Raw genomic sequence first — 24,363 nt, 5'->3', positions numbered from 1 at the left:
CCGCACATGACCTGGCTGATCACCGGCGGCGCCGGCTACATCGGAGCGCACGTCGTACGGGCGATGACCGAGGCGGGCGAGAAGGCGGTGGTCTACGACGACCTGTCGACCGGGATCGCCGAACGGGTGCCCGACGGCGTCCCGCTGGTGGTGGGCTCCACCCTGGACGGCGAGCGCGTCCGGCGTGCCCTCGCCGGCCACGAGGTCACCGGGGTCGTCCACCTGGCGGCGAAGAAGCAGGTCGGCGAGTCGGTGGACCTGCCGCTGCGCTACTACCGGGAGAACGTCGAGGGCCTGCGGGTCCTGCTGGAGGCGGTCGCGGAGGCCGAGGTGCCGTCCTTCGTCTTCTCCTCCTCGGCGGCGGTCTACGGCATGACCGACGTGGAACTGGTCACGGAGGAGACGCCCTGCGCCCCCATGTCGCCGTACGGCGAGACCAAGCTCGCGGGCGAGTGGCTGGTCCGGGCCACGGGCCGGGCGACGGGGCTGTCCACGGCGTCGCTGCGCTACTTCAACGTGGCGGGCGCGGCGGCCCCGGAGCTGGCGGACACCGGCGTCTTCAACCTCATCCCCATGGTCTTCGAGAAGCTCACGGAGGGCGCGGCCCCGCGCATCTTCGGTGACGACTACCCGACCCCGGACGGCACCTGCGTCCGGGACTACATCCACGTGGTGGACCTGGCCGAGGCCCACGTGGCGGCGGCCCGCGCGCTCCAGGCGTCCCCCGGCCGCGACCTCACCCTGAACATCGGCCGGGGCGAGGGGGTCTCCGTCCGGGAGATGATCGACCGCATCAACGCCGTCACCGGCTACGACCGTCCCCCGACGGTCACCCCGCGCCGCCCCGGCGACCCGGCCCGCGTCGTCGCCTCCTCCGACCGCGCCGCCACCGAACTGGGCTGGAAGGCGAAGTACGACGTGCAGGACATGATCACTTCGGCCTGGTCGGGCTGGGTCCGGCTGCATCCGGAGGCGGCGCGGGGGTAGCCGACCGGGGTCCGGGTGACGCCCCAGGGGCGCGGGGAACTGCGCGACCAGCCCACCGGGCCGCACTCGAACGACAACCGACGGCTGTCCGCGCCGTGGGCGGGGTGCTCACCACCTCGGCGTGTACGGCCCCCGCGTCACAGCACCTTCAGCGCCGCCGCCGTCGCCCGGGCCAGCACGTCCAGGTAGCCGTGCGGCAGCACACCGCTGCGGATCACCACCGAACGCCAGTAGAGCGGGCCCGAGATCAGGTCCAGGGCCAGTTCGTCGTCGAAGCCGGAGCGCAGCTCGCCGCGCTGCTCCGCCGCCGCCAGGATCTTGCTGGCGACACCCTCCTGCCCTTCCCGCAGGGCCTTCTGCAGGGCCTCGGCGATGTCGGGGTTGCGGGCCGCCTCCGCCTGCAGGTCGGGGATGATCTGCGAGGCCACCGGGTGGCGCAGGGCGCGGGACGTCACCTCGTACAGCAGCCGCAGGTCGCTCTCCAGGGCGCCCGTGTCCGGCGCCGGCAGGCCCTGCACCGCGAGCGCCGAGACGATGTCGAGCACCAGGTGCAGCTTCGAGCGCCAGCGCCGGTACACCGCCGTCTTGCCCACGCCCGCGCGGCGCGCGATCCCCTCGATGGACATCCGTGCGTAGCCGACGGCCGCGAGTTCCTCGAAGACGGCCGCCCGGATGGCCTCCGTCACGTCCTGACGGAGCACGGCCGCCCCCGCGGGGGCCCGGCGCCGAGGGCGCGGCTGGGAATCGTCGGCGTTCGTCGTCATACGGCCCAAGCATAGGGGCGGCTACGTCACGACGAAACGGTTGCGTCCCGACGCAGGTCGGGCCTACGCTCACGTAGCGACGATACGGTGCCGTCCCGACGTCGCCCATGAGCCCTCGGCGACATGGCCCCGCGATCCCTCGTCCCACCCCCGAGCGAAAGCAGCGGATGTGAGCCAGGTACTCCACACACCGCCCCCATCCCCCGCCTCCCACCGGGAGGCCCCCGCCCCGGCCGCCGGGGACCTCGCCGCGCTCGCCGCCCGGCACGGCCTCTCGGTCAGCGGCGCCCGCCCCTCACTGCCCCAGTACGTCCGGCAGTTGTGGGCACGCCGGCACTTCATCGGAGCCTTCGCCACCGCCAAGCTCACCGCCCAGTACAGCCAGGCGAAGCTGGGCCAGGTCTGGCAGGTGATGACCCCGCTGCTGAACGCGGCGGTGTACTACTTCGTCTTCGGTCGGCTGATGCAGACCAGCAGAGGCGTGGCGGACTACGTCCCGTTCCTGGTCACGGGCGTTTTCGTATGGACGTTCACCCAGAGCTCGATCATGGCGGGCACCCGGGCCGTCTCCGGCAACCTCGGCCTGGTCCGCGCGCTGCACTTCCCGCGCGCCGCGCTGCCGGTCTCCTTCTGCCTCCAGCAGCTCCAGCAGCTGCTGTTCTCCATGGCCGCCCTGGCCGTCATCCTGCTCGCCTTCGGCGTGCCGCCCGCCGCCTCCTGGGTACTGGCGGTCCCGGCCCTGGTGCTGCAGTTCCTGTTCAACGCGGGCGTGTCGATGATCCTGGCCCGCCTGGGCTCAAAGATCCCCGACCTCTCCCAGCTGATGCCGTTCCTGCTGCGCACGTGGATGTACGCCTCCGGCGTGATGTACAGCATCCACCACATGGCGGGCGAGGCCGGCGACCTGCCGTCCTGGGTGGCACCGGTCCTCCAGGTCAACCCAGCCGCCGTCTACATCGACCTGATGCGCTTCGCCCTGATCGACAGCTTCCACGCGAGCCAGTTGCCGGACCACGTGTGGCTGCTGGCGACGGGCTGGGCGCTGCTCGCCGGCATCGGCGGCTTCATCTACTTCTGGAAGGCTGAGGAGACGTACGGCCGTGGCTGACAACGCGAGCGAGAGGACCGGCGAAAGGGCCGGCGACGGAACCAGCGGAAAGACCGGCGAGAAGACCCCCACCGTCATCGCCGACGGCGTCGACATCGTCTACCGGGTCAACGGCACCGGCGCCGGACGCGGCTCCGCGACCGCCGCGCTCAACCGCATCCTGCGGCGCGGGCAGACCGAGAAGGCGGCGGGCGTGCGCCGGGTGCACGCGGTGAAGAACGTGTCCTTCGTCGCGTACCGGGGTGAGGCGATCGGCCTGATAGGCACCAACGGCTCCGGCAAGTCGACCCTGCTCAAGGCGATCGCGGGACTGCTGCCGGTGGAGAACGGCCGGATCTACACCGACGGCCAGCCCTCCCTGCTCGGCGTCAACGCCGCCCTGATGAACGACCTGACCGGCGAGCGCAACGTCCACCTCGGCGGGCTGGCCATGGGCATGTCCCGGGAGCAGATCAGGGCGCGCTACCAGGAGATCGTCGACTTCTCCGGCATCAACGACAAGGGCGACTTCATCACCCTGCCGATGCGCACGTACTCCTCCGGCATGGCCGCCCGCCTGCGCTTCTCCATCGCCGCCGCCAAGGACCACGACGTCCTGCTCGTCGACGAGGCGCTGGCCACCGGCGACCGCTCCTTCCAGAAGCGCTCCGAGGCCCGCATCCGCGAGCTGCGCAAGCACGCGGGCACGGTGTTCCTGGTGAGCCACAGCAACAAGTCCATCCGCGACACCTGCGACCGCGTGCTGTGGCTGGAGCGCGGCGAACTGCGCATGGACGGGCCGACGGAGGAGGTGCTCAAGGAGTACGAGGCCTTCACGGGCGGCCCGGGCAGGACGGCGAAGCCGAAGGCCAAGGCGAAACCCTGACCGGAGCCGAAGCCCGGACCGAAGCCGAAGCCCGGACCGAAGCCGAAGCCCGGACCGAAGCCGAAGCCGGGGCCGAAACCGCCCCCGAGCCGAAGCCGGACCCGTGTCGAAGCCCGAGCCCCGGGTAGCCCGTCCCTCATGAGGCGTAGCCGGGGTCACCCCTTTCGCCCGATCAGTGCCACTATGGCCGGACAGGCATGCCCGGTGCGATGAGATGAGGAGTCCGCCGCGTTGTCCGAGACACCCGAACTCAGCGTCGTCGTCCACGGACCCAACCTCCAGGACCATCTGACCGGTCTCCTCGACTCCCTGGCCGCCCATCCCCTCCCCAACGCCGAGGTGATCGTCGCCGCGGTCGGCGACTGGGCCCGGGAGACGGCCGAACGGCACGCCCCGGACTTCCGGGTACTGCCCCTGCCGGAGGGCGCCGGCGACGCGGCGGCCCGTACGGCGGGGGCGGCGCACGCCTCCGGCCGCTGGCTGCACTTCGTACGCGCCAAGGACGGACTGCCCCCCGGCGCCCCGCACACCCTGGCCGAGCACACCGCCGGCCTCCCGGACCCGGTGGACGTCCTGCTCGTCGACCACGTCCGCAGCACCTGGCGGGCCTCGGCCCTGCCCTCCCCGGACGGCCCGCTGCTCGCCCGCGCGGGCGGCGCCGACCTCGCCCTCGACGACATGGCGCGCCTGCTGCGGCTGACCCCGCTGCTCGGCAACCGCGTGATACGCGCCGACTTCTGGCGGGCGCACGAGCGCCGGCTCACCACGGACGACGAGCCCTTCGTCGCGTACTCCGCCCTGCTGCTCGCCGACCGCGTCGCCTGCCTGCCGCACCCCGCGTACGAGGACCGCCGACTGCGTGCCGAGAGCCTCCCGCCGCCCGCCGCCGAGCAGCACCACGCCCTGGTCGACCGCTACGAGATGCTGCTCGACCTGGCCCGCGACCGCCCGGCCGCCCAGTCCGTCCTCTACGACCTGATGGTCCGCGACTGCCTGCGCACCTTCGTCCGCGCCGGGATGCCCGAGCCCGTCGCCCGGGAGTTCTTCCGCCGCGCCTCGCTGGCGGCCGTACGCCGCCGCCCCGAGGGCCACCGGCGCCCCGGAGGCCTGGAGGGCGTCCGCCGGTCGCTGCTGGAGGACGGCTCCTACACCCGGTACCGCGCCTTCCAGGCCGCCAACCGCACGCGCCGCACCGTCCGCAAGGCCGTGAAGACCGGCCGGCACCAGGCCGGCGCCCGGCTCCGCGAGCACCAGTACCGCAGGGCGCTCGCCGACCCGGTCGACCCGGAGCTGGCGGTCTTCTCCGCGTACTGGAACCGTGGCGTGGCGTGCAGCCCGGCCGCGATCGCCGCCAAGCTCGGCGAACTGGCCCCGCACATCCGCCCGGTGTGGGTGGTGACCGCCGACAACGTGGCCCTGCTGCCGCCCGGCACCGACCACGTCGTCCCCGGCACCCGCCGCTACTGGGAGACGCTGGCGCACGCCAAGTACCTGGTCAACAACGTCAACTTCCCCAACGCCGTGGTCAAACGCCCGGACGCGGTCCACCTCCAGACCCACCACGGCACCCCGCTCAAGCGCATGGGCCTGGACCAGATGCCCTACCCGGCCGCCGCCCGCGGCCTGGACTTCGCCGCACTGCTGGAACGCGTCGACAAGTGGGACTTCAGCGTCTCCGCCAACAGCCACTCCACCCGCATGTGGCAGCGCGCGTACCCGTCCCGCTACGTCTCGCTCGACCACGGCTATCCGCGCAACGACGTCTACTACACGGCCGGTGCGCGGGACGTGCGCGCGATACGCGAGCGCCTCGGCATCGCCCCCGGCCGCCGGGCCGTGCTGTACGCGCCCACGCACCGCGACTACGAGGCCGGCTGGACCCCGCGCCTGGACCTCGCCGCACTCGCCGACCGGCTCGGCGAGGAGACGGTCCTGCTGGTGCGCGGCCACTACTTCTACGAGGGCGCCGCCTCCCCGCTGACCGGCCTGCGCCGCACCGGCCGGATCGTGGACGTCTCCTCCTACGACCCCGTGGAGGACCTCTGCCTGGCGGCCGACGCGCTGGTCACCGACTACTCGTCGATCATGTTCGACTACGCCAACCTCGACCGCCCGATCGTGATCCACGCCGACGACTGGGAGACGTACCGCACCACCCGCGGCGTCTACTTCGACCTCATGGCCGAGGCGCCCGGCCCGGTGGCCCGCACCCAGGAGGAGCTGGCGGAGATCCTCACCACGGACGCCTGGCGCGACGAGCGCGCGACCAAGGCGCGGGCCGCCTTCCGGCGCCGGTTCTGCGAGTACGACGACGGACGCGCCGCCGAACGCGTCGTACGCCGGGTCTTCCTGGGCGAGGACGAACAGTCGCTGCCGCCCGTGCTGCCGCTGGAGGAACGCACCCCGGCCCCGAGCCCCGAGGAGGTCTGCCCATGACCACCGGCACCCCCGACGTCACCGTCACGGTCATCGTCTACAACGACGCCGAGCGCCTCCCGCGCGCCGTCGCCTCGGTCCGCCGGCAGACGCACGCGAACATCGAGATCGTCATCAGCGACGACCACTCGACGGACGCCACCCCGCAGGTGGCGCGCCGGCTGGCGGCGGAGGACCCCCGGATCGTGTACCTCCGGCTGGACGAGAACAGCGGCGGGTGCAGCGCGCCGCGCAACCGCGCCCTGGAGATCGCCCGGGCGCCGTACCTGATGTTCCTGGACAGCGACGACGAACTCCCCGAGCGGGCCGTCGAGTCGCTGCTCGCCGCGCACCGCGAACGGGACCTGGACTTCGCGATGGGCGCGGTGCAGCGGATACGCGTGGACAACGGCCGCCGCTCGACCTGGATGCCGCGCCTGGTGGCCGAGCGCCGCACGCTGGACGGCATCGAGGCCGATCCGCGGCTGTTCTTCGAGCACCTGTCGACCAGCAAGATGTACGCCCGCGCCTTCCTCGACCGGCACAACCTGCGCTTCCCCGAGGGCATCCACTACGAGGACCAGCTCTTCTCGGCGCAGGCCTACTGCCTGGCCAAGACGTTCGCGATCGTCCCGGAGCCGGTCTACCGCTGGTACGTGGCCCCGTACGCCGCCGCCGGCACCGCCTCCATATCCAACCAGCGGGACCGGCTGTCCAACGTCCGCGACCGCGTCCACGTCCAGCGGCTCATCGACGCCTTCCTGGCCGAGAGCGGGCGCGAGGCGCTGCGCGAGGACAAGGACTTCAAGTTCCTCAAGCACGACTTCCGGATGTACGCCGGGGACCTGCCCTACCGGAGCGAGGAGTGGCTGGCGTCCTTCGCGGACATCGTGAACCCCTACCTCGACACGCTGGTCCCGGGCGCCTACGCCCGCCTGCCGCGAGCCGAACGGGTCGTCGTCCAGCTCGTCCGCGACCGGCGCCTGTCCGACGCGCGGACCGCGGCCCGGGGGCTGGGCCACGAGGTGGCGCCCCGTCGGGTGACGGTGGACCCGGAGACGGGCCGGACGTACTGGGGCGAGGAGGTGCCGACGTCCGCCCCGGCCCGCGGCGAACTCGACGTGAGCGACCTGGAGCTGGACACCCGCCCGTTCTTCGCCGCACTGTTCCGCCACGAGATCACCGAGGTGACACGCGGCCCCGGCGCCTCGGTCGACCTGACCGTCCGCACCTACGACCCCGCGCTGCGCCTCCCGGTCGGCCCCCAGCGCGCCACCCTGCTGCTGTCCCCCGGCCGGCACCGCATGACGGTGCCGTTCCGCCTCTCGCCGCTCCGCCCCGGCGTCTTCGAGGGCCGGCTCCGCCTGGACCTGGCCACGGCCCCGCTCCCCTTCCACGGCTTCGACGGCACGCGCCACCCCGTGCTGCGCCTGCGCCACCGGACGCAGACCCACACGGGCATCCTCCTGGCCCCCTTGTCCTTCCCTCCGCTCACCGCCCGCGTGCCCTACCGCTCCGGCACCGCCCCGCACCGCGTCACGGTGGAACCGGAGGGCCACGGTCCGGGCCGTCTCCAGGTGCGGTGGGAGCCGGTGGGGGTGACGGAGCGGATGGTCAGGCCGCTGGTACGGCGCCTCGCCCGGCCGGGTGTGCGGCGGGCGGCCCGACTGGTGGGCAGCGTGCTGCGCTGACCGGCCCACCTCGCGGCCCGCCCCTCGCGGTCAGACCACCTCGTACAGCACCTGCCCGCCCGGCCCCCACTCCACGGCCCGCAACCCCTCGACCCCCCGCAGCCCCACCCCCCGGTCCACCACCCACCGTGCCCCGTACTCCCGCAGGATCCTCCGCCGCTCGCTCCCCGAAGTCCCCTCCGCGAAGAACCGCCGCACCGCCTCCCGCCGCTCCCCCTCGTCCGGCAGGAAGAAGTCGGGATACCCCGGCGCCACCGTGTACGCCCCGTACGCCGGAATCTGCCGGGACGGAAACGGAACACGCGCCATGACCACGTCCCCGTACCGCACCCACGGAGTGATCCAGTGGTAACCCGCCCACGGCTCCCGGTACTTCTCCGCCACCGCCGCCGGCAGCACCCCCCGGTCGACCACGTACCCGGCCGTCCCCGCCTGGGCCCACACCCCCACGGCCAGCGCCCCGGCGAGCACACCCGCCCACCCGGCCCGCACCGCCCGCCGCCCCGCCCCGGTCGCCTCCAGCGCCGCCGCGAGCTGCGCCGGGATCAGCGCGGCAGGCAGCGCCCGGCCCCATGACCAGTGCCCGGTCGCTCCGCCCGCCGCCACGACCAGCACGCCCAGCAGGAAGAAGAGCACCAGCACGTCCCGCCGGTCCCGCCGCCACCGCACGGCCAGCGCCGCCACCCCCAGCAGCACCAGCCAGTACCGCTCCACCAGGTCCCGGTACAGCGGCCGGTGCACCGCCTCCAGCCCGTCCCCGGCCCCGGACAGCGCGAAGAAGTCGTAGTACGGCCAGGCCCACAGCACCACCAGGCCGAGTACGCCCCCGGCCACGAGCCGCGCCCACACCGGCCGCCGCCCGGCCCGCACCCCGAGCACCGTGGCGAGGGCGCCCAGCGAGGCGACGACCCCGGAGAACTGGTGGCACAGCAGGATCACCGCCCACAGCACGCCCAGCCCCGCCCACGTCCCCCACCCGGCCGGGTCCGCCGCGCGCAGCGCCCGCGTCAGCCACGCCCAGAGGTGGAAGGCGAGGCCGAGCGCGAGCACGCTCGGGTACGACACCGTCAGCGCCAGGGAGTTCAGGCCGAGGAAGCCGCTCCACGCGAACGGGGCGGTCCCCCACAGCAGCAGCAGGCACAGCAGGGCGAGCGCGGGCGCGGCCCGGTGCGCGCTCAGCGTGCGGACGTAGGCCCGGACCCCCGTCACCAGCAGTACGAGCGCGACCAGCGCGCCGATCCGCAGCACGACGAAGGCCGGGACGCCGCCGATCCGCGCCAGCAGTCCGAGGAGCACCGTCCACGGCGAGTAGTAGGGGCTCGGGGTGTCCGCGTCGACCAGTGGGTTGCCGGGGTCGGTGAGGCTGTGCCGCAGGCGTTCGACGGTGGCCGCGTGCAGCCCGAGGTCGCCGGCCCACGGGAGCCGGGCGACGACCAGGAGCAGCAGGAGGAGGACGCCTGCGGCGGCCACTCGGGGGAGACGCTCAGTCACCCACCCAACTTATCCGTGATGTCCGAATTGTGAGGCGCCCCGGCCCGTCACCGGCCCGCGGCGCCCACCGGCTCACCGCATCACGAGTGCGTCCGCAGCAGCGTCCGCATCGTCCGCATCGCCACCGAGAGGTTCGCCAGGTCGAACGCCTCCGAGCTCTGGATCTCCTCCAGCGTGGTGCGCGCCCGGCCCAGGATCGCCGCGTTCTTCTGCTCCCACACCTTGAACCGCTGCTCCGGCGTCGACGAGCCGTTGCCCGCCGCCAGGACGTCCGCCGTGAGCGCCGCGTGCGCCGCGTAGAGGTCCTCGCGGATCGCCGCACGGGCCATGGACTTCCAGCGGTCGGTGCGGGGCAGGTCGCTGATGCGGTCCATCAGCTGGGTGATGGACAGCCGGTCGGCGAGGTCGTAGTAGACCTCGGCGACCTCCAGCGGCTCCCTGCCCATGCGGTCGGCCACCAGGACGATGTCCAGCGTCGGGAAGGCCGAGGAGAACCCGGCCACCCGGGTGGCGACGTCGTCCGGCACACCGGCCCCGGTCAGCTCCTCGTAGATCTTCACGTACCACTCCGCGTCCGCGCCGCGCAGCAGCTTCGGCAGCTGGGACCAGACCTGCTCGACCCGCTCGGCGAAGAAGTCCACCGTCTCGGCGATCTCCAGCGGCTGCGGCCGGTTGTTGAGCAGCCAGCGCGTGCCGCGCTCGACCAGGCGGCGCGAGTGCAGCCGGATACGGGTCTGGACGTCGGCGTCGACCTTGTTGTCCATGGCCTCCACCGCGTCCCACACCGGGGAGGAGCGGAAGATGATGCGGGCCGCGGTCTGCGCCCGCACGATCTCCTCCAGCGAGGCGCCGGTCTCCTCGCGCAGCCGGTGCAGATACGTCGTACCGCCCGTGTTGACCGTGTCGTTGACCAGCACCGTGGTGGTGATCTCGCGGCGCAGCGGGTGGCCGTCGATCCGGTCCGGGAACTGCTCGCGCAGCGCCGCCGGGAAGTAGGTGTGCAGCAGGCCCTTGAGGTACGGGTCGTCGGGCAGCGAGGTGTGCAGCAGCTCCTCGGCGACCGTGATCTTCGTGTACGCCAGCAGCACCGCCGTCTCCGGGCTGGTCAGCCCGTGCCCGGTGGTCAGGCGCTCGCGGATCTGGCGGTCGGTGGGCAGGAACTCCAGCGCCCGGTTCAGGTGGCCCTCGCGCACCAGGTGCTTCATGAAGCGCTGCTGGGCGTGGAGCATGTCCTTGGACTGCGCGAGCGCGTTGGCGATCGCCGTGTTCTGCGCGTAGTTGTTGCGCAGCACCAGGCGGCCGACCTCGTCGGTCATCTCGGCGAGCAGCTTGTTGCGCTGCTTGACCGTCATGTCGCCGTCCGCGACGAGCCCGTTGAGCAGGATCTTGATGTTCACCTCGTGGTCGGAGGTGTCCACGCCCGCGCTGTTGTCGATGGCGTCGGTGTTGATCCGCCCGCCGTGCAGCGCGAACTCGACCCGGCCGAGCTGGGTCAGGCCCAGGTTGCCGCCCTCGCCGACCACCCTGACGCGCAGGTCGGCTCCGTCGACGCGGATGGCGTCGTTGGCCTTGTCACCGACGTCGCCGTGCGACTCCGTGGACGCCTTGACGTACGTCCCGATGCCGCCGTTCCACAGCAGGTCCACCGGCGCCCTGAGGATCGCCCGCATCAGGTCGGCCGGGGTCATCTTGGTGACCTTCTCCTCGATGCCGAGGGCCTCGCGGATGTGGGCGTTGACCGGGATGGCCTTGGCCGTGCGCGGGAAGATGCCGCCGCCGGCCGACAGCAGCTCGGAGTTGTAGTCCTCCCAGGAGCTGCGGGGCAGCTCGAACAGGCGGCGGCGCTCGGCGTAGGAGACGGCCGCGTCCGGGTTCGGGTCGATGAAGATGTGCCGGTGGTCGAAGGCGGCGACCAGCCGGATGTGCTCGCTGAGCAGCATGCCGTTGCCGAACACGTCACCGGACATGTCGCCGACGCCGACGACCGTGAAGTCCTCGGTCTGGGTGTCCACGCCCAGCTCCCGGAAGTGCCGCTTGACGGACTCCCAGGCGCCACGGGCGGTGATGCCCATGCCCTTGTGGTCGTAGCCGGCCGAGCCGCCGGAGGCGAAGGCGTCGCCGAGCCAGAAGTTGTAGCTCTCGGCGACCTCGTTGGCGATGTCCGAGAACGTCGCGGTGCCCTTGTCGGCGGCGACGACCAGGTAGGTGTCGTCCTCGTCGTGCCGGACCACGTCGGCCGGGGGCACGACCTCGCCGGCCACCATGTTGTCGGTGATGTCCAGCAGCGCCGAGATGAACGTCTTGTAGCTGGCGATGCCCTCGGCCATCCACGCGTCGCGGTCGACGCTCGGGTCCGGGAGCTGCTTGGCGACGAAGCCGCCCTTGGCGCCGACCGGCACGATGACGGTGTTCTTCACCATCTGCGCCTTGACCAGGCCGAGGATCTCGGTGCGGAAGTCCTCGCGCCGGTCGGACCAGCGCAGACCGCCGCGCGCGACCTTGCCGAAGCGCAGGTGCACGCCCTCGACGCGCGGCGAGTACACCCAGATCTCGAACGCCGGGCGCGGCGCGGGCAGATCCGGGATGGCCTGCGGGTCGAACTTCATGGAGACGTACTCGTGCGGCCTGCCGCCCGCCGCCTCCTGGAAGAAGTTGGTCCGCAGGGTCGCCTTGATGACGGTGAGGAAGGACCGCAGGATCCGGTCCTCGTCGAGGCTCGCCACCTGGTCGAGGGCCGCGTCGACCTCCTCCAGGAGGGCGTCGACGATCTCGTGCCCGGCGCGCTGGCGCTCCGGCGACAGCCGTGCCTCGAACAGCGAGACGAGCAGCCGGGTGGTGTGGACGTTGTTGCGGAGGGTGTCCTCCATGTAGTCCTGGCTGAACGTGGAGCCCGCCTGGCGCAGGTACTTGGCGTACGCCCGCAGCACCATCGCCTGCCGCCAGGTCAGCCCGGCGCTGAGCACGAGGGCGTTGAAACCGTCGTTCTCCGCCCGGCCGGTCCAGGTGGCGGCGAAGGCGTCCTGGAACCGCTCGCGGGCGTCGTCGCCCAGGTAGTCGCCGGCGCCGACCACCGACTTCGGCATGCGCAGGCCGAAGTCGTAGATCCAGGCCGTCGTCCGGTCCGAGCACCTCAGCTCGTACGGCCGCTCGTCGGTGACCTCCACACCGAGCCGGCTGAGCACCGGCAGCACCTGCGAGAGGGAGACCGAGCCGCCCTTCTGGTAGATCTTGAAGCGGCGCTCCTCGGGCGCGGCGCCGACCGGCTCGTACAGGCTCAGCGCGAACGTCCGGTCCTCGTCGAGCCGCTCGAGATGACCGAGGTCGGCGACGGCCGACCGCGGGCCGTGGTCGGCCTTGTAGCCCTCGGGGAAGGCGCTGCCGTACCGGCGCAGCAGGTCCGCGGACTGCTCCTCGCCGAACTCGGCGTGCAGCGCCTCGGCGAACCCGTCGGCCCAGGAACGGGCGGCCTCGACGAGCCGGGCCTCGATGCGCTCCTTGTCCAGGTCGGACAGGTGGGGCAGCTCGGTGCCCTGGGGCACGCGGACGACGAAGTGCAGCCGGGAGAGGATCGACTCGGTGTTCCAGGCGGTGAAGTCGACGCTGACGCCGCCCAGTTCCTCCTTGAGGATGTCGATGATCCGCAGCCGGACGCCGGTGGTGTAGCGGTCCCGGGGGAGGTAGACGAGCGCCGAGTAGTAGCGGCCGTACTCGTCCTGCCGCAGGTAGAGCCTGAGGCGGCGGCGCTCCTGGAGGTAGAGCACGGAGGTGACGATGGCCTGCAGCTCGTCGATCGGCGTCTGGAACAGCTCGTCGCGCGGGTACGTCTCCAGGATCTGCAGCAGGTCCCGGCCGTCGTGGCTGTTGGGCGAGAAACCGGCCCGCTCCAGCACCTCGGCCACCTTGCGCCGGATGACCGGGACCCGGCGGACCGACTCGGTGTAGGCGGCGGAGGAGAACAGGCCGAGGAAGCGCCGCTCGCCGACGACGTTGCCGTTCTCGTCGAACTTCTTGACGCCGATGTAGTCCAGGTACGAGGGCCGGTGCACGGTCGCCCGGCTGTTGGCCTTGGTCAGCACCAGCAGCCTGTGCTCGCGCGCCTTGGCGCGGACGTCGGCGGGCAGCCGCTCGAAGGACGGGCTGACCGGGTGGTCGTCGGCGGCGTGGTGCTGCGGGTCGGAACGCAGGATGCCGAGGCCGGTGCCGGGGACGGCGGCGAGGGAGTCGTCGCCGCGCAGCTGGTACTCCCGGTAGCCGAGGAAGGTGAAGTGGTCGTCGGCCAGCCAGCGCAGCAGCTCGCGGGCCTCACCCACCTCCTGGTCGTTGAGATCACCGGGGGCGGGCTCGGCGGGCAGCTCCTCGGCGAGGCGGACGGCGGCGTCCCGCATCTTGCCCCAGTCCTCGACGGCCTCGCGGACGTCGGACAGGACGCGCAGCAGATCGGCGGTGATCTGCTTCAGGTCAGCGCGGTCGGTCTCCCGGTCGATCTCCACGTGGATCCAGGACTCCACGTGCGCGTCGTGCGGGAGGTCGCCGGTGGGCGAGGTGGTGAGCACCTCGATCAGCTTGCCGGTGACGTCGCGGCGCACCACGAACTGCGGGTGGATCACGACGTGGATGCCGCGTCCCTGCCGGGTCAGCTCGTTGGTCACGGAGTCGACGAGGAAGGGCATGTCGTCCGTGACCACCTCCACGACGGAGTGGCTGCACGTCCAGCCGTTCTCCTCCACCGTCGGCGTGTGGACCCGCACGTTGGCCGTGCCCTGCGGGCGGTTCTCGGCCAGTCGGTAGTGCGAGACGGCGGCCCCGAAGACATCGACCGGGTCGCGGTCGGTGAGGTCCTCCGGAGCGGTGTGCCGGTAGTAGCGCTTGAGGAACGCGAGCACGGACTCACGGTCCGGGGTGTCCGGAGCGGCCTCGCCCGTCGTCCCAGTCGAGAGGTGCCCCCCGACCGGGCTGTTCTCAGCTACCCGGGCGGCCCTTTCGAGCAGCTCGGCCTTTGCTTCGTCCAGCTTGGTCTGCATTGTCCTCTGGCTCCTGTCGCGCGCCGTTGCGTGACGTTGAAGGAAGTACGGTCTCCTGCCTTCCGGCGTGACGCCCAGACGCGGGGTTTCCGGTCTGACCAGACGCTATGCCGCAAGGTGAGATGAGCGGGGGCGTATCAGCCGTGTTGGACGCGCCCACCGGATGGGACACCGCTTTCGGTGGCGCCGCCGTCCGGGGGGTGCTCGGCGTCCCGGGGGCGCTCGACGCCCCGTCCCGCCCGCGAAGACCAGCGACCGCCGCCCGGTCACGGATGTGTTCCGTGCTCACCGGGCGCAGGGCGGAGGCAACGGTGCCCCCGCGAGCTATCGCGCTGATCACGCCATAAGGCTATCGCTCTCCCCAGGGGGCCCGTCATGAGCCGTATGTGTACAAAACCGGGGGCGGAAGTTTGACGTTCTGCACAGAGACGAGCCGACTACGGGCAGTCGCACGCGGAGCCGCGGGCCGCCACGCGCGCAACCGCGGGCGATCACGCCTCCCCCAGTGCCTGAAGGGCCTGGGAGATTGATCAATGCCGGCCCGAACCCGCCCCCCGCCCCGGCTACGCCGCCAAGCGCTCCGCCTCCTCCACGGCTTCCGCAAGCGAATCCACCACCGGCACCCCCGCCGCCTCCAGGCTGGCCCGGCCGTGCGACCCCCCGGTGTAGAGCACGGCCCGCGCCCCCACGTGCCGCGCCGCCAGCGCATCGTCGGCGGCGTCCCCGATCACCACCGTGCGGGAGGGCTCCACCCCGGACAGGGCCCCGAGGTGACGCACCATGTGCTCGGCCTTGCTGCCGCCCGACGGCCCGGTGCGCCCGTCGACCCGTATGAAGTGCGCCTCGATCCCGAATCCGCGAACCAGCGGAACCAGTTCCTCGTGCCCGTACATGCTGAGGATCGACTGGCTGCGCCCCGCCTCCCGCCACCCCGCGAGCAGCTCCGCCGCACCCTCGGCGAGCCGGCACCGCACCCGGTGCTCGATGTAGTGCCGGTGGAAGGTGTCGTCCATCAGCTCCCACTCGGCGTCGGTGGGCAGCCGCCCCAGCAACCGCTCGTAGAACGTGCGCACCGGCACGCAGTACATCGCCCGGTACTGCTCCAGCGTGATCGGCTCCAGCCCCAGCTCGGCGAAGGCCGCGTTCGTCGCCCCGATGACCGCGTCGTTGTCGTGGAACAGCGTGCCGTTCCAGTCCCAGACGATGTGTGCCCCTGTCTGCATCCCCATGTTCTAAAACGTACCCGCCGCCACTGACACTCACAGCGGCTCGGCGGTGAGGCCGGGGCGCGCGGCTCAGCCCCCGGACCCGATCAGGTTCGGAATCTCCTGCGTCGCGTACCACAGCAGCTCGTGGTCCTCGGCGCCGTCCACCACGAACTGCGCGTCGTCGTCCCCGCCGTCCGCCGCCGCGAGCGCTGCGACGGCCGCGGCGACGTCCGTCTCGGCGTCGGCGGAGTCGACGTGCACCGAGGCCGCCTTGGCCAGCGGCACGGCCGCGGTGATCCGCACCTCGCCGAGCGCGGCCGGGTCCAGTCCCCGGCCGGGGTCGGCGCTCGCCGCGCCGTCGGGGACGTCGGCGGCCACCACGACCCGGCGCCGCGCCGCGCCGGCGTCCGCCGCCAGCAGCCGCAGCGAGGCCAGCGCGGCCCGGTTCAGGGCGGCGTACTCCAGCTCCTCGACGTCCTCCGAGAGGTACCACTCGCGCAACCCGGGCGTGACGGCGTACGCGACGAGCGGTGCGGCCCCCAGCTCGCCCGTCCTGTGCGCCTCGGCGAGACCGGGGAGGGTCAGGGGGACGTAGACGCGCATGCTGGCCGCTTTCGGGTCGGATCTCCGGGGTCGGATCTCGGGTCGGACTCCGGATCGGGCTCGGCTTGGATGAGGCTTCAGGATACGCGGAGGTGTCCCCTTTCGAGTTCCCACCCGTGACGCGCGGGACGTCCACTTCACGCCGCGGATTCACCCGCCGCGGCCGCCCGCATCGGCCGCCGCCCGGTACCGCGCCACCCGGATAGGTGAACCTCCCCGTCCCCTCGGCCCGCCACGCCCCGTCCTTGCCCCCGCCCTCCCTGTCCCCGTACAAGATCCCCGACCACAAGTTACTGCCCGGTATCGACCGGGCCGCAGAACGGGGACCCCATGTACAAGGTCATGACCAGGACACAACGCCGCCCGGCCGGCCGGCCGCCGATCCACCAGGAGCCCCTGGGCCCGGCCCGCACCGCTCCGGAGGCCGGTACGGCACCGGGCGCCCTCACCGCCCGCCGCCCGGGCGAGGGGCCGTCCTCCAGGGGCGGCGGCACCCCGCCCCGCGGCCCCGGCAGGACCGGCCGCGGCACCGCAGCCGGCGGCCGTCCGCCCGGCCCCTCCGCCCAGCGCCCACGCTCCCGCACGCGCCCCACGGACACCCGGCCGCCGACGGGCCCTGACAAGCGCCCGCCCGCCTCCCGCACGGCCCCCGCCGCACCGGCCGCCCCCCGCGCCACCGCACCGGCCGCCTGCCACCCGGTCACCGGCTCCGCGGCCCCCGCGCCGGTCGTCCCCGCCCAGACCCCCCGGCGCCCGGTACCGCCTCCCCAGCCCCGCCCCACCGACGTCTTCGCCGAACGGCTCCTCGCCGTGCTCTGCGGACAGCGCCCCGTGCACTCGATGCTGCGGCACACCGTCGGCCGCGCCTACGACGAACTGGCCTGGCTCGCCGAACGCGGCCCTCTGCGCACCCGCGGCGCCCGGCCCGTCGTCCGGGACGTCGGCTACTTCGCACCGCGCCCCGGCGCCCTGGAGGTCTTCGTCCGGATCGGCGCGGGCGACCGGCTGCGGGCCATGGCGTTCCGCCTGGAACGGGGCCGGGACCTGCGCTGGCGCTGCTCGGCCGTGGAACTCGGCGGCCCGCGCATGCCGCACGTCGACGACGACTGAGGCCCCCGCGGCATCCCTGAGGGACCTCATCCGAGGAGAGGACCCCATACGAAGGGCCGGGACACCCTGCGAGGTGCCCCGGCCCTTCCCGGCCCGCCCTGCCGCTCAAGCGGCGCAGGCGGCCGTCACTTCTTGCGGCGCCGCCCGCCCTTGGCCTGCTTGCGGCGCTCCGCGCGCGTGAGTCCGTCGGCCGGGGAGCGCACGGGCTCGCCGTCCTCGCTGACGTCGCGCTCGATGATGCCGCCCTCGCCGTCCACGGTGGGGGCGGTCAGGTGGAGGTTGCGCCGCTGCGGGGCGTCGAGGCCCTTGGCCCGGATCTCCGGGCGCGCGCCCGCCTGGGCCGGCACCGCGTCCTGCGGGGTGCCCTTCTCCAGCGACGGAGCGGGCTTGGCGTCCTCCACCGGGACCTCCTCGACCTGCTGCTCGACCTGGACCTCCAGATTGAACAGGTAGCCGACGGACTCCTCCTTGATGCCCTCCATCATCGCGGTGAACATGTCGAAGCCCTCACGCTGGTACTCGACCAGCGGGTCCTTCTGCGCCATCGCGCGCAGGCCGATGCCCTCCTGGAGGTAGTCCATCTCGTAGAGGTGCTCGCGCCACTTGCGGTCCAGCACGGACAGCACGACCCGGCGCTCCAGCTCCCGCATGATCTCGGAGCCGAGCTGGTTCTCCCGCGCCTCGTACTGCTCGTGGATGTCGTCCTTGATGGACTCGGCGATGTACTCGGCGGTCAGCCCGGCCCGGTCGCCGGCCGCCTCCTCCAGCTCCTCGATGGTGACGTTCACCGGGTAGAGCTGCTTGAAGGCGCCCCACAGCCGGTCCAGGTCCCAGTCCTCCGGGAAGCCCTCGGCGGTCTCGGCCTGCACATAGGCGTCGATCGTGTCGTCCATGAAGTGCTGGATCTGCTCGTGCAGGTCCTCGCCCTCCAGGACGCGGCGCCGCTCGCCGTAGATGACCTCGCGCTGCCGGTTGAGGACCTCGTCGTACTTCAGGACGTTCTTGCGGGTCTCGAAGTTCTGCTGCTCGACCTGCGACTGGGCGGAGGCGATCGCGCGCGTGACCATCTTGTTCTCGATCGGCACGTCGTCCGGGACGTTGGCCATCGACATCACGCGCTCGACCATCTGGGCCTTGAACAGGCGCATCAGGTCGTCGCCCAGCGACAGGTAGAAGCGGGACTCGCCCGGGTCGCCCTGACGGCCGGAACGACCGCGCAGCTGGTTGTCGATACGCCGCGACTCGTGCCGCTCGGTGCCGAGCACGTAGAGGCCGCCCAGCTCCTCGACCTCTTCCTTCTCGGCCTTGACGGCCTGCTCGGCGCGCTCCAGGGCGGCCGGCAGGGCCGCGGCCCACTCCTCGATGTGCTCCTCGGGGTCGAGGCCGCGCTGGCGCAGCTCCGCCTCGGCGAGGTCCTCGGGGTTGCCGCCGAGCTTGATGTCCGTACCGCGGCCGGCCATGTTCGTGGCGACCGTGACGGCGCCCTTCCGGCCGGCCTGGGCGACGATGCTCGCCTCCCGGTCGTGCTGCTTGGCGTTGAGCACCTCGTGCTGGATGCCACGCTTGCTGAGCTGCTGCGAGAGGTACTCGGACTTCTCGACCGAGGTGGTGCCGACGAGGATCGGCTGCCCCTTCTCGTGCTTCTCGGCGATGTCGTCGACGACCGCGTCGAACTTGGCGACCTCGGTGCGGTAGATCAGGTCGGACTGGTCCTTGCGGACCATCGGCCGGTTGGTCGGGATCGGGACCACGCCGAGCTTGTAGATCTGGTGGAACTCGGCGGCCTCGGTCATCGCCGTACCGGTCATGCCGGAGAGCTTGTTGTAGAGGCGGAAGAAGTTCTGCAGGGTGATCGTGGCGAGGGTCTGGTTCTCGTCCTTGATGTCCACCCCTTCCTTCGCCTCGATCGCCTGGTGCATGCCCTCGTTGTAGCGGCGGCCGGCGAGGATACGGCCGGTGTGCTCGTCGACGATCATGACCTCGCCGTCGATGACGACGTAGTCCTTGTCCTTCTTGAAGAGTTCCTTGGCCTTGATGGCGTTGTTCAGGTAGCCCACCAGCGGGGTGTTCACCGACTCGTAGAGGTTGTCGATGCCCAGCCAGTCCTCGACCTTGGAGACACCGGACTCGTGGATGGCGACCGTGCGCTTCTTCTCGTCGACGTCGTAGTCGCCGGTCTCCTCGATGCCCTTCAGCGGCTGGCCGGCCTCGCCCCGCTTCAGGCGCTTGACCAGCTTGGCGAAGTCGCCGTACCACTTGGTGGCCTGGTCGGTCGGCCCGGAGATGATCAGCGGCGTACGGGCCTCGTCGATGAGGATGGAGTCGACCTCGTCGACGATGGCGAAGTTGTGGCCGCGCTGGACGAGTTCGTCCTTGGACCACGCCATGTTGTCGCGCAGGTAGTCGAAGCCGAACTCGTTGTTGGTGCCGTAGGTGATGTCGCAGCCGTACATCTCGCGGCGCTGGGCCGGCGTCATGCTGGCGAGGATGCAGCCGACGTTCAGGCCCAGGAACTTGTGGACGCGGCCCATCATCTCGGAGTCGCGCTCGGCCAGGTAGTCGTTGACCGTGACGATGTGCACGCCGTCGCCGGACAGCGCGTTCAGGTAGGCGGGCAGCGTGCCGACGAGGGTCTTGCCCTCACCGGTCTTCATCTCGGCCACGTAGCCCATGTGCAGGGCGGCGCCGCCCATCATCTGGACGTCGTAGTGCCGCTGGCCGAGGACGCGCTTGGCGGCCTCGCGGACGGTCGCGAACGCCTCGGGCAGCAGGTCGTCCAGGCTCTCGCCGTCGGCGTAGCGCTGCCTGTATTCATCGGTGAGGGCCCGCAGCTCGGCGTCGGAGAGGTCGACGAAGTCCTCTTCGATGGAGTTGACCTGGTCCGCGATGCGGTGCAGCTTGCGCAGGATCTTGCCTTCGCCTGCACGCATGATCTTCGAGAGGACGGACACGGGGGTTGGTCTCCTTGCCGGTCGGGCCTGGGACGGTCGGTTTTACGATTCTGGACGTGACTGAGCAACGGCCATCGTAAGCGAGGACCCCGCCGCCCCGGGAGGCCTGCTGTGGCGGCGACCGTCCGCTCCTTCATGTCGCTTCCAGTCTGCTCCAGTCTGCTTTCACTGAGGACAACGTCCGGAGCCCGTGGATGGTGCCGCGTCCGCCGACGATCCGCGCGACACGTGACCGCCCGTTCACGCACGGCAAAAGGTTGGCCTCCGGTACGGGCCGCCCGGCAGAATCGGCCGATGGAACCCCTCACGCTCACCACGGACCGCCTGGCCCTGCGCACGGTCGGCCCGCGGGACACCGAGGCGGTGTACGCCGCCTGCCAGGACCCCGACATCCAGCGCTGGACCACGATGCCCTCGCCGTATCTCCCCGAGCACGCGCGCGGCTTCACGGAGCGGATGGTTCCCGACGGCTGGGCGAACTCCACCATGTTCACGTTCGGCCTGTTCCTGCCCGCCGGCGACCTGGTGGGCATGCTCGGCCTGACGATGCTCTCCCTGGGCACCGCCGAGATCGGCTTCTGGGGCGCCAAGGAGCACCGCGGCAACGGGTACGTCACGGAGGCCGCCGTCGCCGCGTCCCGCTGGGCGTTCACCGAACTGAAGGTCGACCGCGTGGAGTGGCGCGCGGAGGTCGGCAACACGGCATCCCGCGCGGTGGCGCGACGCGCCGGCTTCACCCTGGAGGGCACCCTGCGGGCGGGCATCAACAACAAGGGCGTACGCCGCGACTGCTGGGTGGGCTCCCTGCTCCCGTCGGACCTGGGCCTGCCGTCGACGGCCCCGTACTTGCCGGCCCGCTCGTAGCGGCGCGACCGCGTGCCCACGCCGCTGCGCAGCCGCGGACGATCGTGTCCCCGGTGTCTGGACGAGCTGGGAGGGACCCCGAGGGCGGCACGGACGGGCGCGGGGGCCGGACCGCGGCCCCCGCCCCTCCCCCTTCCCCCTCCCACTGCCGGCCCCTCTGTCAGTGCCACCCCTTATCGTGCGGACGTATGACGACCCTCCCGCGCCCCACCACGGAGCTCTCGGCAGCCGAAGCCCGCCGCATCGCCCTCCGGGCCCAGGGCTTCCTCGGCGCCCCAGATCGCCGCGCCGGCGTCCGCGGCATACTCCGCCACCTCGGCGCGGTCCAGCTCGACACCATCTCCGTCCTCGCCCGCTCCCACGAACTCGTGCCGTACGCCCGCCTCGGCGCGGTGGGCCGCAGGACGGTCGAGGACGCCTACTGGACGGACACGCACGCCTTCGAGTACTGGTCCCACGCCGCCTGCATCCTCCCCATCGAGGAGTGGCCCCACTTCGCCTTCCGCCGCCGCGCCTACCGCGGCCGCCCTCAGTGGAATCACGAGCTTCCCGACGGCGTCTACGACCAGGTCATCAAGCAGCTCCGGGCGGAGGGCCCCCTGACCGCGACGGAACTGGGCGGGGCGAAGAGGACCAGCGAGTGGTGGGACTGGTCCGGCACGAAGGTCGCCGTCGAGCGCGCGCTCATGTACGGCGAGGTGGTCTGCGTCGAGCGCCGCGGCTGGAAGCGGGTCTACGACCTGGCCGAACGGGCGGTCCCGGCCGACCTGCTGCACGACGAGCTGGACGACACCGAGTGCCTGCGCCGCCTGGTCCGCCTGGCCGGCCAGTCCCTGGGCGTCGGCACCCGCGCGGACATCGCGGACTACCACCGCCTCAAGGCCGAGCAGGTCGACGCGGTGATCGCCGACTCGGGCCTGGTTCCGGTCGCGGTGGCGGGCTGGGGCGGCAAACCGGCCTGGGCCGACCCGGCGGCACTGGAGACACCTCCCCGGGGCCGCCACCGCACCACACTCCTGTCCCCCTTCGACTCCCTGATCTGGGAGCGGGCGCGCACGGAGCGGATCTTCGGCTTCACCCACCGCCTCGAGGCCTATGTGCCCAAGCAGAAGCGGGTGCACGGCTACTTCGCGATGCCGGTCCTCGCCGGTGGCCGCCTCGTCGGCCGCGTCGACCCGGCCCGGCAGGGGCGCACGCTGGTGGCCAAGCAGATCGCGCTGGAGGGACCCAGGGCGGTCCCGGCGGTGGCGCAGGCCCTGATCGAGGCCGCGAGCTGGGTGGACTGCACCGACGTACGCGTGGAGCGGATCGACGATCCGGCACTGCTCGAACCCCTCGCGCGGGAGCTGAGCCGCCTGACCGGCTGAGCACCGACCGCGACCGGCCGCCGCTCACCGGCGCTCGGCGCCGCTACCGGATCTCGAGGATCTTCTCCCGCATCGCGTAGACCACGGCCTCCATCCGCGAGTGCAGCTGGAGCTTCTCCAGGATGTTGCGCACGTGGTTCTTCACCGTGTTCTCGGAGATGAACAGTTCCTTGGCGATGTCGCGGTTGTTCATGCCCGTGGCGACGAGCTTGAGCACCTCCAGCTCGCGGTCCGTGAGCCGGGGCGCGGGCACCAGACGGCGTTCATCGGTCCGCTGGATCATCGACTTGAACTCGGTGAGCAGCTTGGACGCCATGGAGGGGCTGATCTGCGACTGACCGTCGGCCACCGCGCGGATGGCGGTGGCGACCTCGTCCGTGGAGATCTCCTTGAGCAGATAACCGGTCGCGCCCGCCTTGATCGCGTCGTAGAGGTCGGCCTCCTCGTCGCTGATCGTCAGCATGATGATCTTCGCGCTGGGGGCCACCTCCTTGATGGAGGTACAGGCCTCGATCCCGCCGCGCCTGGGCATCCGTACGTCCATCAGCACGATGTCCGGCAGCAGGTCGGCCGCCTTCTCCACGGCCTCGGCCCCGTCACCCGCCTCCCCGACGACCTGGATGTCCTCCTCGGCCGCGAGCACGATCTCCAGGCCACGGCGGAAGAGGGCATGGTCGTCCACGACCAGGACTCTGATCGGCTCCTTGCGTGGAGAGCCCGCGTCCGGGCCCATGCCGACAACGCCGTCGTCCGCGTCGTCGTCCCGCATCGGTCCGAAGCTGTCCGCCATCGTTCCTCCCCCTGACGGCTGTGGCCTGTGCTCCTGAGCCATCGCCAACCCAAGGCAACGACCCACCGGTTGGGCCGTTGCGGCCATGATTCCATGCCCGGGCGACACCGGGGTGCCAGAGCGGTGCCCCAAGGGGTCGCACGCCGTCGCACACCGGTGCCCCTGGGGGGCGCACATGCGCTCCAGGGGCACCGCCTCTGCTGTCAGCCGGCCCGGTCAGCCGCCCAGCGCACCGCCTGCCTCGGGTGCGTGCGCCTGGGTGACCATCGTGTCTGTCTGCAGATGGATCACGCCGTAGTCGTACGCGTGCCGCCGGTAGACGACACTGGGCTCCTTGGTCTCGGAGTCGATGAACAGGTAGAAGTCGTGCCCGACCAGCTCCATTTCGTAGAGCGCCTGGTCGAGGGTCATCGGCGCGGCCGAGTGGGTCTTCTCGCGGACGACGAGCGGCCCGTCGCCCTGGACCTCCAGCGAACCGATCTTCTTGGTCGGCACGCGCTCCTGCTCCTCCCGGGGAGCGACGCTTCCCGCCCCGTTGAGCGTCGCCGCGTCCGGGACGTGGTTGGCGACCTCGGCGGCCGAGATCCGGCGCGCGCCGCGTCGCGAGAAGCGCTTGTCGTGCTGCTTGCGCAGCCGGGCGTCGAGTTTCTCCGCCGCCAGGTCGAGCGCCGCGTACGGGTCGCTCGCCGCTGCCTCCGCCCGGATCACCGGCCCGCGGGAGCGGAGCGTGATCTCCACCCGGTCACTGCGGTCGGCCTGTCGGGGGTTGGGCTCCTTGGACACCTCGACGTCGAGGCTGATCACCTTGCCATCGAGCTTCTGGATCTTCTCCAGCTTCAGCTTCTCGGCCACGTGCTTCCGGAACCGCTCGGGCACCTCGGTCTTGCGGCCCTTGACGACGATGTCCACGCAGAACTCCGTTCCCGGATCGCTCCGCTTCGACGGCGGAGCATCTCCCTTTTGCACCAGGCTCCGGTGAGTCCCGGAACCTCGGACTCGGTGACTTCCACCTCCTCCCCCGTCGGCGAGATCTCCACTCCACCGGCGCGGGTGATGCGGAAAATCCGCTGCACGGCATTCGGTCAGGAGAGGTGTGGCCTGCGGCTTTCCCTCACAACCGAACATATC

Annotated in this window: 16 protein-coding genes; 8 read left to right on the top strand and 8 right to left on the bottom strand. The window is 71.8% G+C overall.

Annotated features, from left to right (window positions below):
- Positions 1-6 precede the first annotated feature (6 nt).
- Complete coding sequence (gene galE / locus ACLGIH_RS21085) at positions 7-987, top strand: UDP-glucose 4-epimerase GalE (RefSeq protein WP_416526815.1); 981 nt, start codon at positions 7-9, stop codon at positions 985-987.
- 137 nt (positions 988-1,124) lie between these two features.
- On the opposite strand, the gene ACLGIH_RS21080 is transcribed toward galE, so the two are convergent.
- Positions 1,125-1,751, bottom strand: coding sequence for a TetR/AcrR family transcriptional regulator (locus tag ACLGIH_RS21080; RefSeq protein WP_416526814.1), 627 nt, complete (start codon positions 1,749-1,751; stop codon positions 1,125-1,127).
- A gap of 169 nt (positions 1,752-1,920) precedes the next feature.
- Here ACLGIH_RS21080 and ACLGIH_RS21075 point away from each other — a divergent pair, with 169 nt between their 5' ends.
- The 4 genes from ACLGIH_RS21075 to ACLGIH_RS21060 all read left to right on the top strand — a co-directional run bounded on the left by ACLGIH_RS21075 (position 1,921) and on the right by ACLGIH_RS21060 (position 7,830).
- On the top strand, positions 1,921-2,859 hold the full coding sequence (locus tag ACLGIH_RS21075) for an ABC transporter permease (RefSeq protein WP_416526813.1): 939 nt from the start codon (positions 1,921-1,923) through the stop codon (positions 2,857-2,859).
- A 76-nt stretch (positions 2,860-2,935) separates the two neighbouring features.
- On the top strand, positions 2,936-3,724 hold the full coding sequence (locus tag ACLGIH_RS21070; RefSeq protein ID WP_416529440.1) for an ABC transporter ATP-binding protein: 789 nt from the start codon (positions 2,936-2,938) through the stop codon (positions 3,722-3,724).
- 231 nt (positions 3,725-3,955) lie between these two features.
- Entirely contained in the window at positions 3,956-6,160 is a 2,205-nt protein-coding gene (locus ACLGIH_RS21065) for a CDP-glycerol glycerophosphotransferase family protein (RefSeq protein WP_416526812.1), read from the top strand.
- Entirely contained in the window at positions 6,157-7,830 is a 1,674-nt protein-coding gene (locus ACLGIH_RS21060; RefSeq protein WP_416526811.1) for a glycosyltransferase, read from the top strand. The genes ACLGIH_RS21065 and ACLGIH_RS21060 overlap by 4 nt, the downstream gene beginning before the upstream one ends.
- Before the next feature lie 30 nt (positions 7,831-7,860).
- Here ACLGIH_RS21060 and ACLGIH_RS21055 read toward each other — a convergent pair whose 3' ends face one another.
- The 4 genes from ACLGIH_RS21055 to ACLGIH_RS21040 all read right to left on the bottom strand — a co-directional run bounded on the left by ACLGIH_RS21055 (position 7,861) and on the right by ACLGIH_RS21040 (position 16,153).
- Positions 7,861-9,321, bottom strand: a complete 1,461-nt coding sequence (locus tag ACLGIH_RS21055; protein WP_416526810.1) for a hypothetical protein — start codon at positions 9,319-9,321, stop codon at positions 7,861-7,863.
- An 80-nt stretch (positions 9,322-9,401) separates the two neighbouring features.
- On the bottom strand, positions 9,402-14,342 hold the full coding sequence (locus ACLGIH_RS21050; RefSeq protein ID WP_416526809.1) for an NAD-glutamate dehydrogenase: 4,941 nt from the start codon (positions 14,340-14,342) through the stop codon (positions 9,402-9,404).
- A 563-nt stretch (positions 14,343-14,905) separates the two neighbouring features.
- Complete coding sequence (locus ACLGIH_RS21045; protein ID WP_416526808.1) at positions 14,906-15,571, bottom strand: HAD family hydrolase; 666 nt, start codon at positions 15,569-15,571, stop codon at positions 14,906-14,908.
- A gap of 66 nt (positions 15,572-15,637) precedes the next feature.
- A complete protein-coding gene (locus tag ACLGIH_RS21040; RefSeq protein WP_416526807.1) occupies positions 15,638-16,153 on the bottom strand; it encodes a DUF6912 family protein in 516 nt (171 codons plus the stop codon).
- Between the two features lie 330 nt (positions 16,154-16,483).
- On the opposite strand from ACLGIH_RS21040, the gene ACLGIH_RS21035 reads away from it, so the two are divergent.
- The gene (locus ACLGIH_RS21035) at positions 16,484-17,263 is read left to right on the top strand and encodes an Rv3235 family protein (protein WP_416526806.1); all 780 of its coding nucleotides are present in this window, start codon (positions 16,484-16,486) and stop codon (positions 17,261-17,263) included.
- 125 nt (positions 17,264-17,388) lie between these two features.
- On the opposite strand, the gene secA is transcribed toward ACLGIH_RS21035, so the two are convergent.
- The gene (gene secA / locus ACLGIH_RS21030) at positions 17,389-20,214 is read right to left on the bottom strand and encodes a preprotein translocase subunit SecA (protein ID WP_416526805.1); all 2,826 of its coding nucleotides are present in this window, start codon (positions 20,212-20,214) and stop codon (positions 17,389-17,391) included.
- 294 nt (positions 20,215-20,508) lie between these two features.
- On the opposite strand from secA, the gene ACLGIH_RS21025 reads away from it, so the two are divergent.
- Both ACLGIH_RS21025 and ACLGIH_RS21020 read left to right on the top strand, forming a co-directional pair.
- Entirely contained in the window at positions 20,509-21,078 is a 570-nt protein-coding gene (locus ACLGIH_RS21025; RefSeq protein ID WP_416526804.1) for a GNAT family N-acetyltransferase, read from the top strand.
- 188 nt (positions 21,079-21,266) lie between these two features.
- Entirely contained in the window at positions 21,267-22,445 is a 1,179-nt protein-coding gene (locus ACLGIH_RS21020) for a winged helix-turn-helix domain-containing protein (protein WP_416526803.1), read from the top strand.
- A gap of 43 nt (positions 22,446-22,488) precedes the next feature.
- Here ACLGIH_RS21020 and ACLGIH_RS21015 read toward each other — a convergent pair whose 3' ends face one another.
- Together ACLGIH_RS21015 and hpf are read right to left on the bottom strand one after the other, a co-directional pair.
- Positions 22,489-23,235, bottom strand: a complete 747-nt coding sequence (locus ACLGIH_RS21015; RefSeq protein ID WP_416526802.1) for a response regulator — start codon at positions 23,233-23,235, stop codon at positions 22,489-22,491.
- A gap of 216 nt (positions 23,236-23,451) precedes the next feature.
- On the bottom strand, positions 23,452-24,144 hold the full coding sequence (gene hpf / locus ACLGIH_RS21010) for a ribosome hibernation-promoting factor, HPF/YfiA family (RefSeq protein ID WP_416526801.1): 693 nt from the start codon (positions 24,142-24,144) through the stop codon (positions 23,452-23,454).
- Positions 24,145-24,363: the final 219 nt, after the last annotated feature.

The organism is Streptomyces hamibioticus, assembly GCF_047946815.1.
In the GTDB taxonomy this organism is placed as follows: domain Bacteria; phylum Actinomycetota; class Actinomycetes; order Streptomycetales; family Streptomycetaceae; genus Streptomyces.
This window is presented reverse-complemented; position numbering and strand designations above follow the sequence as displayed.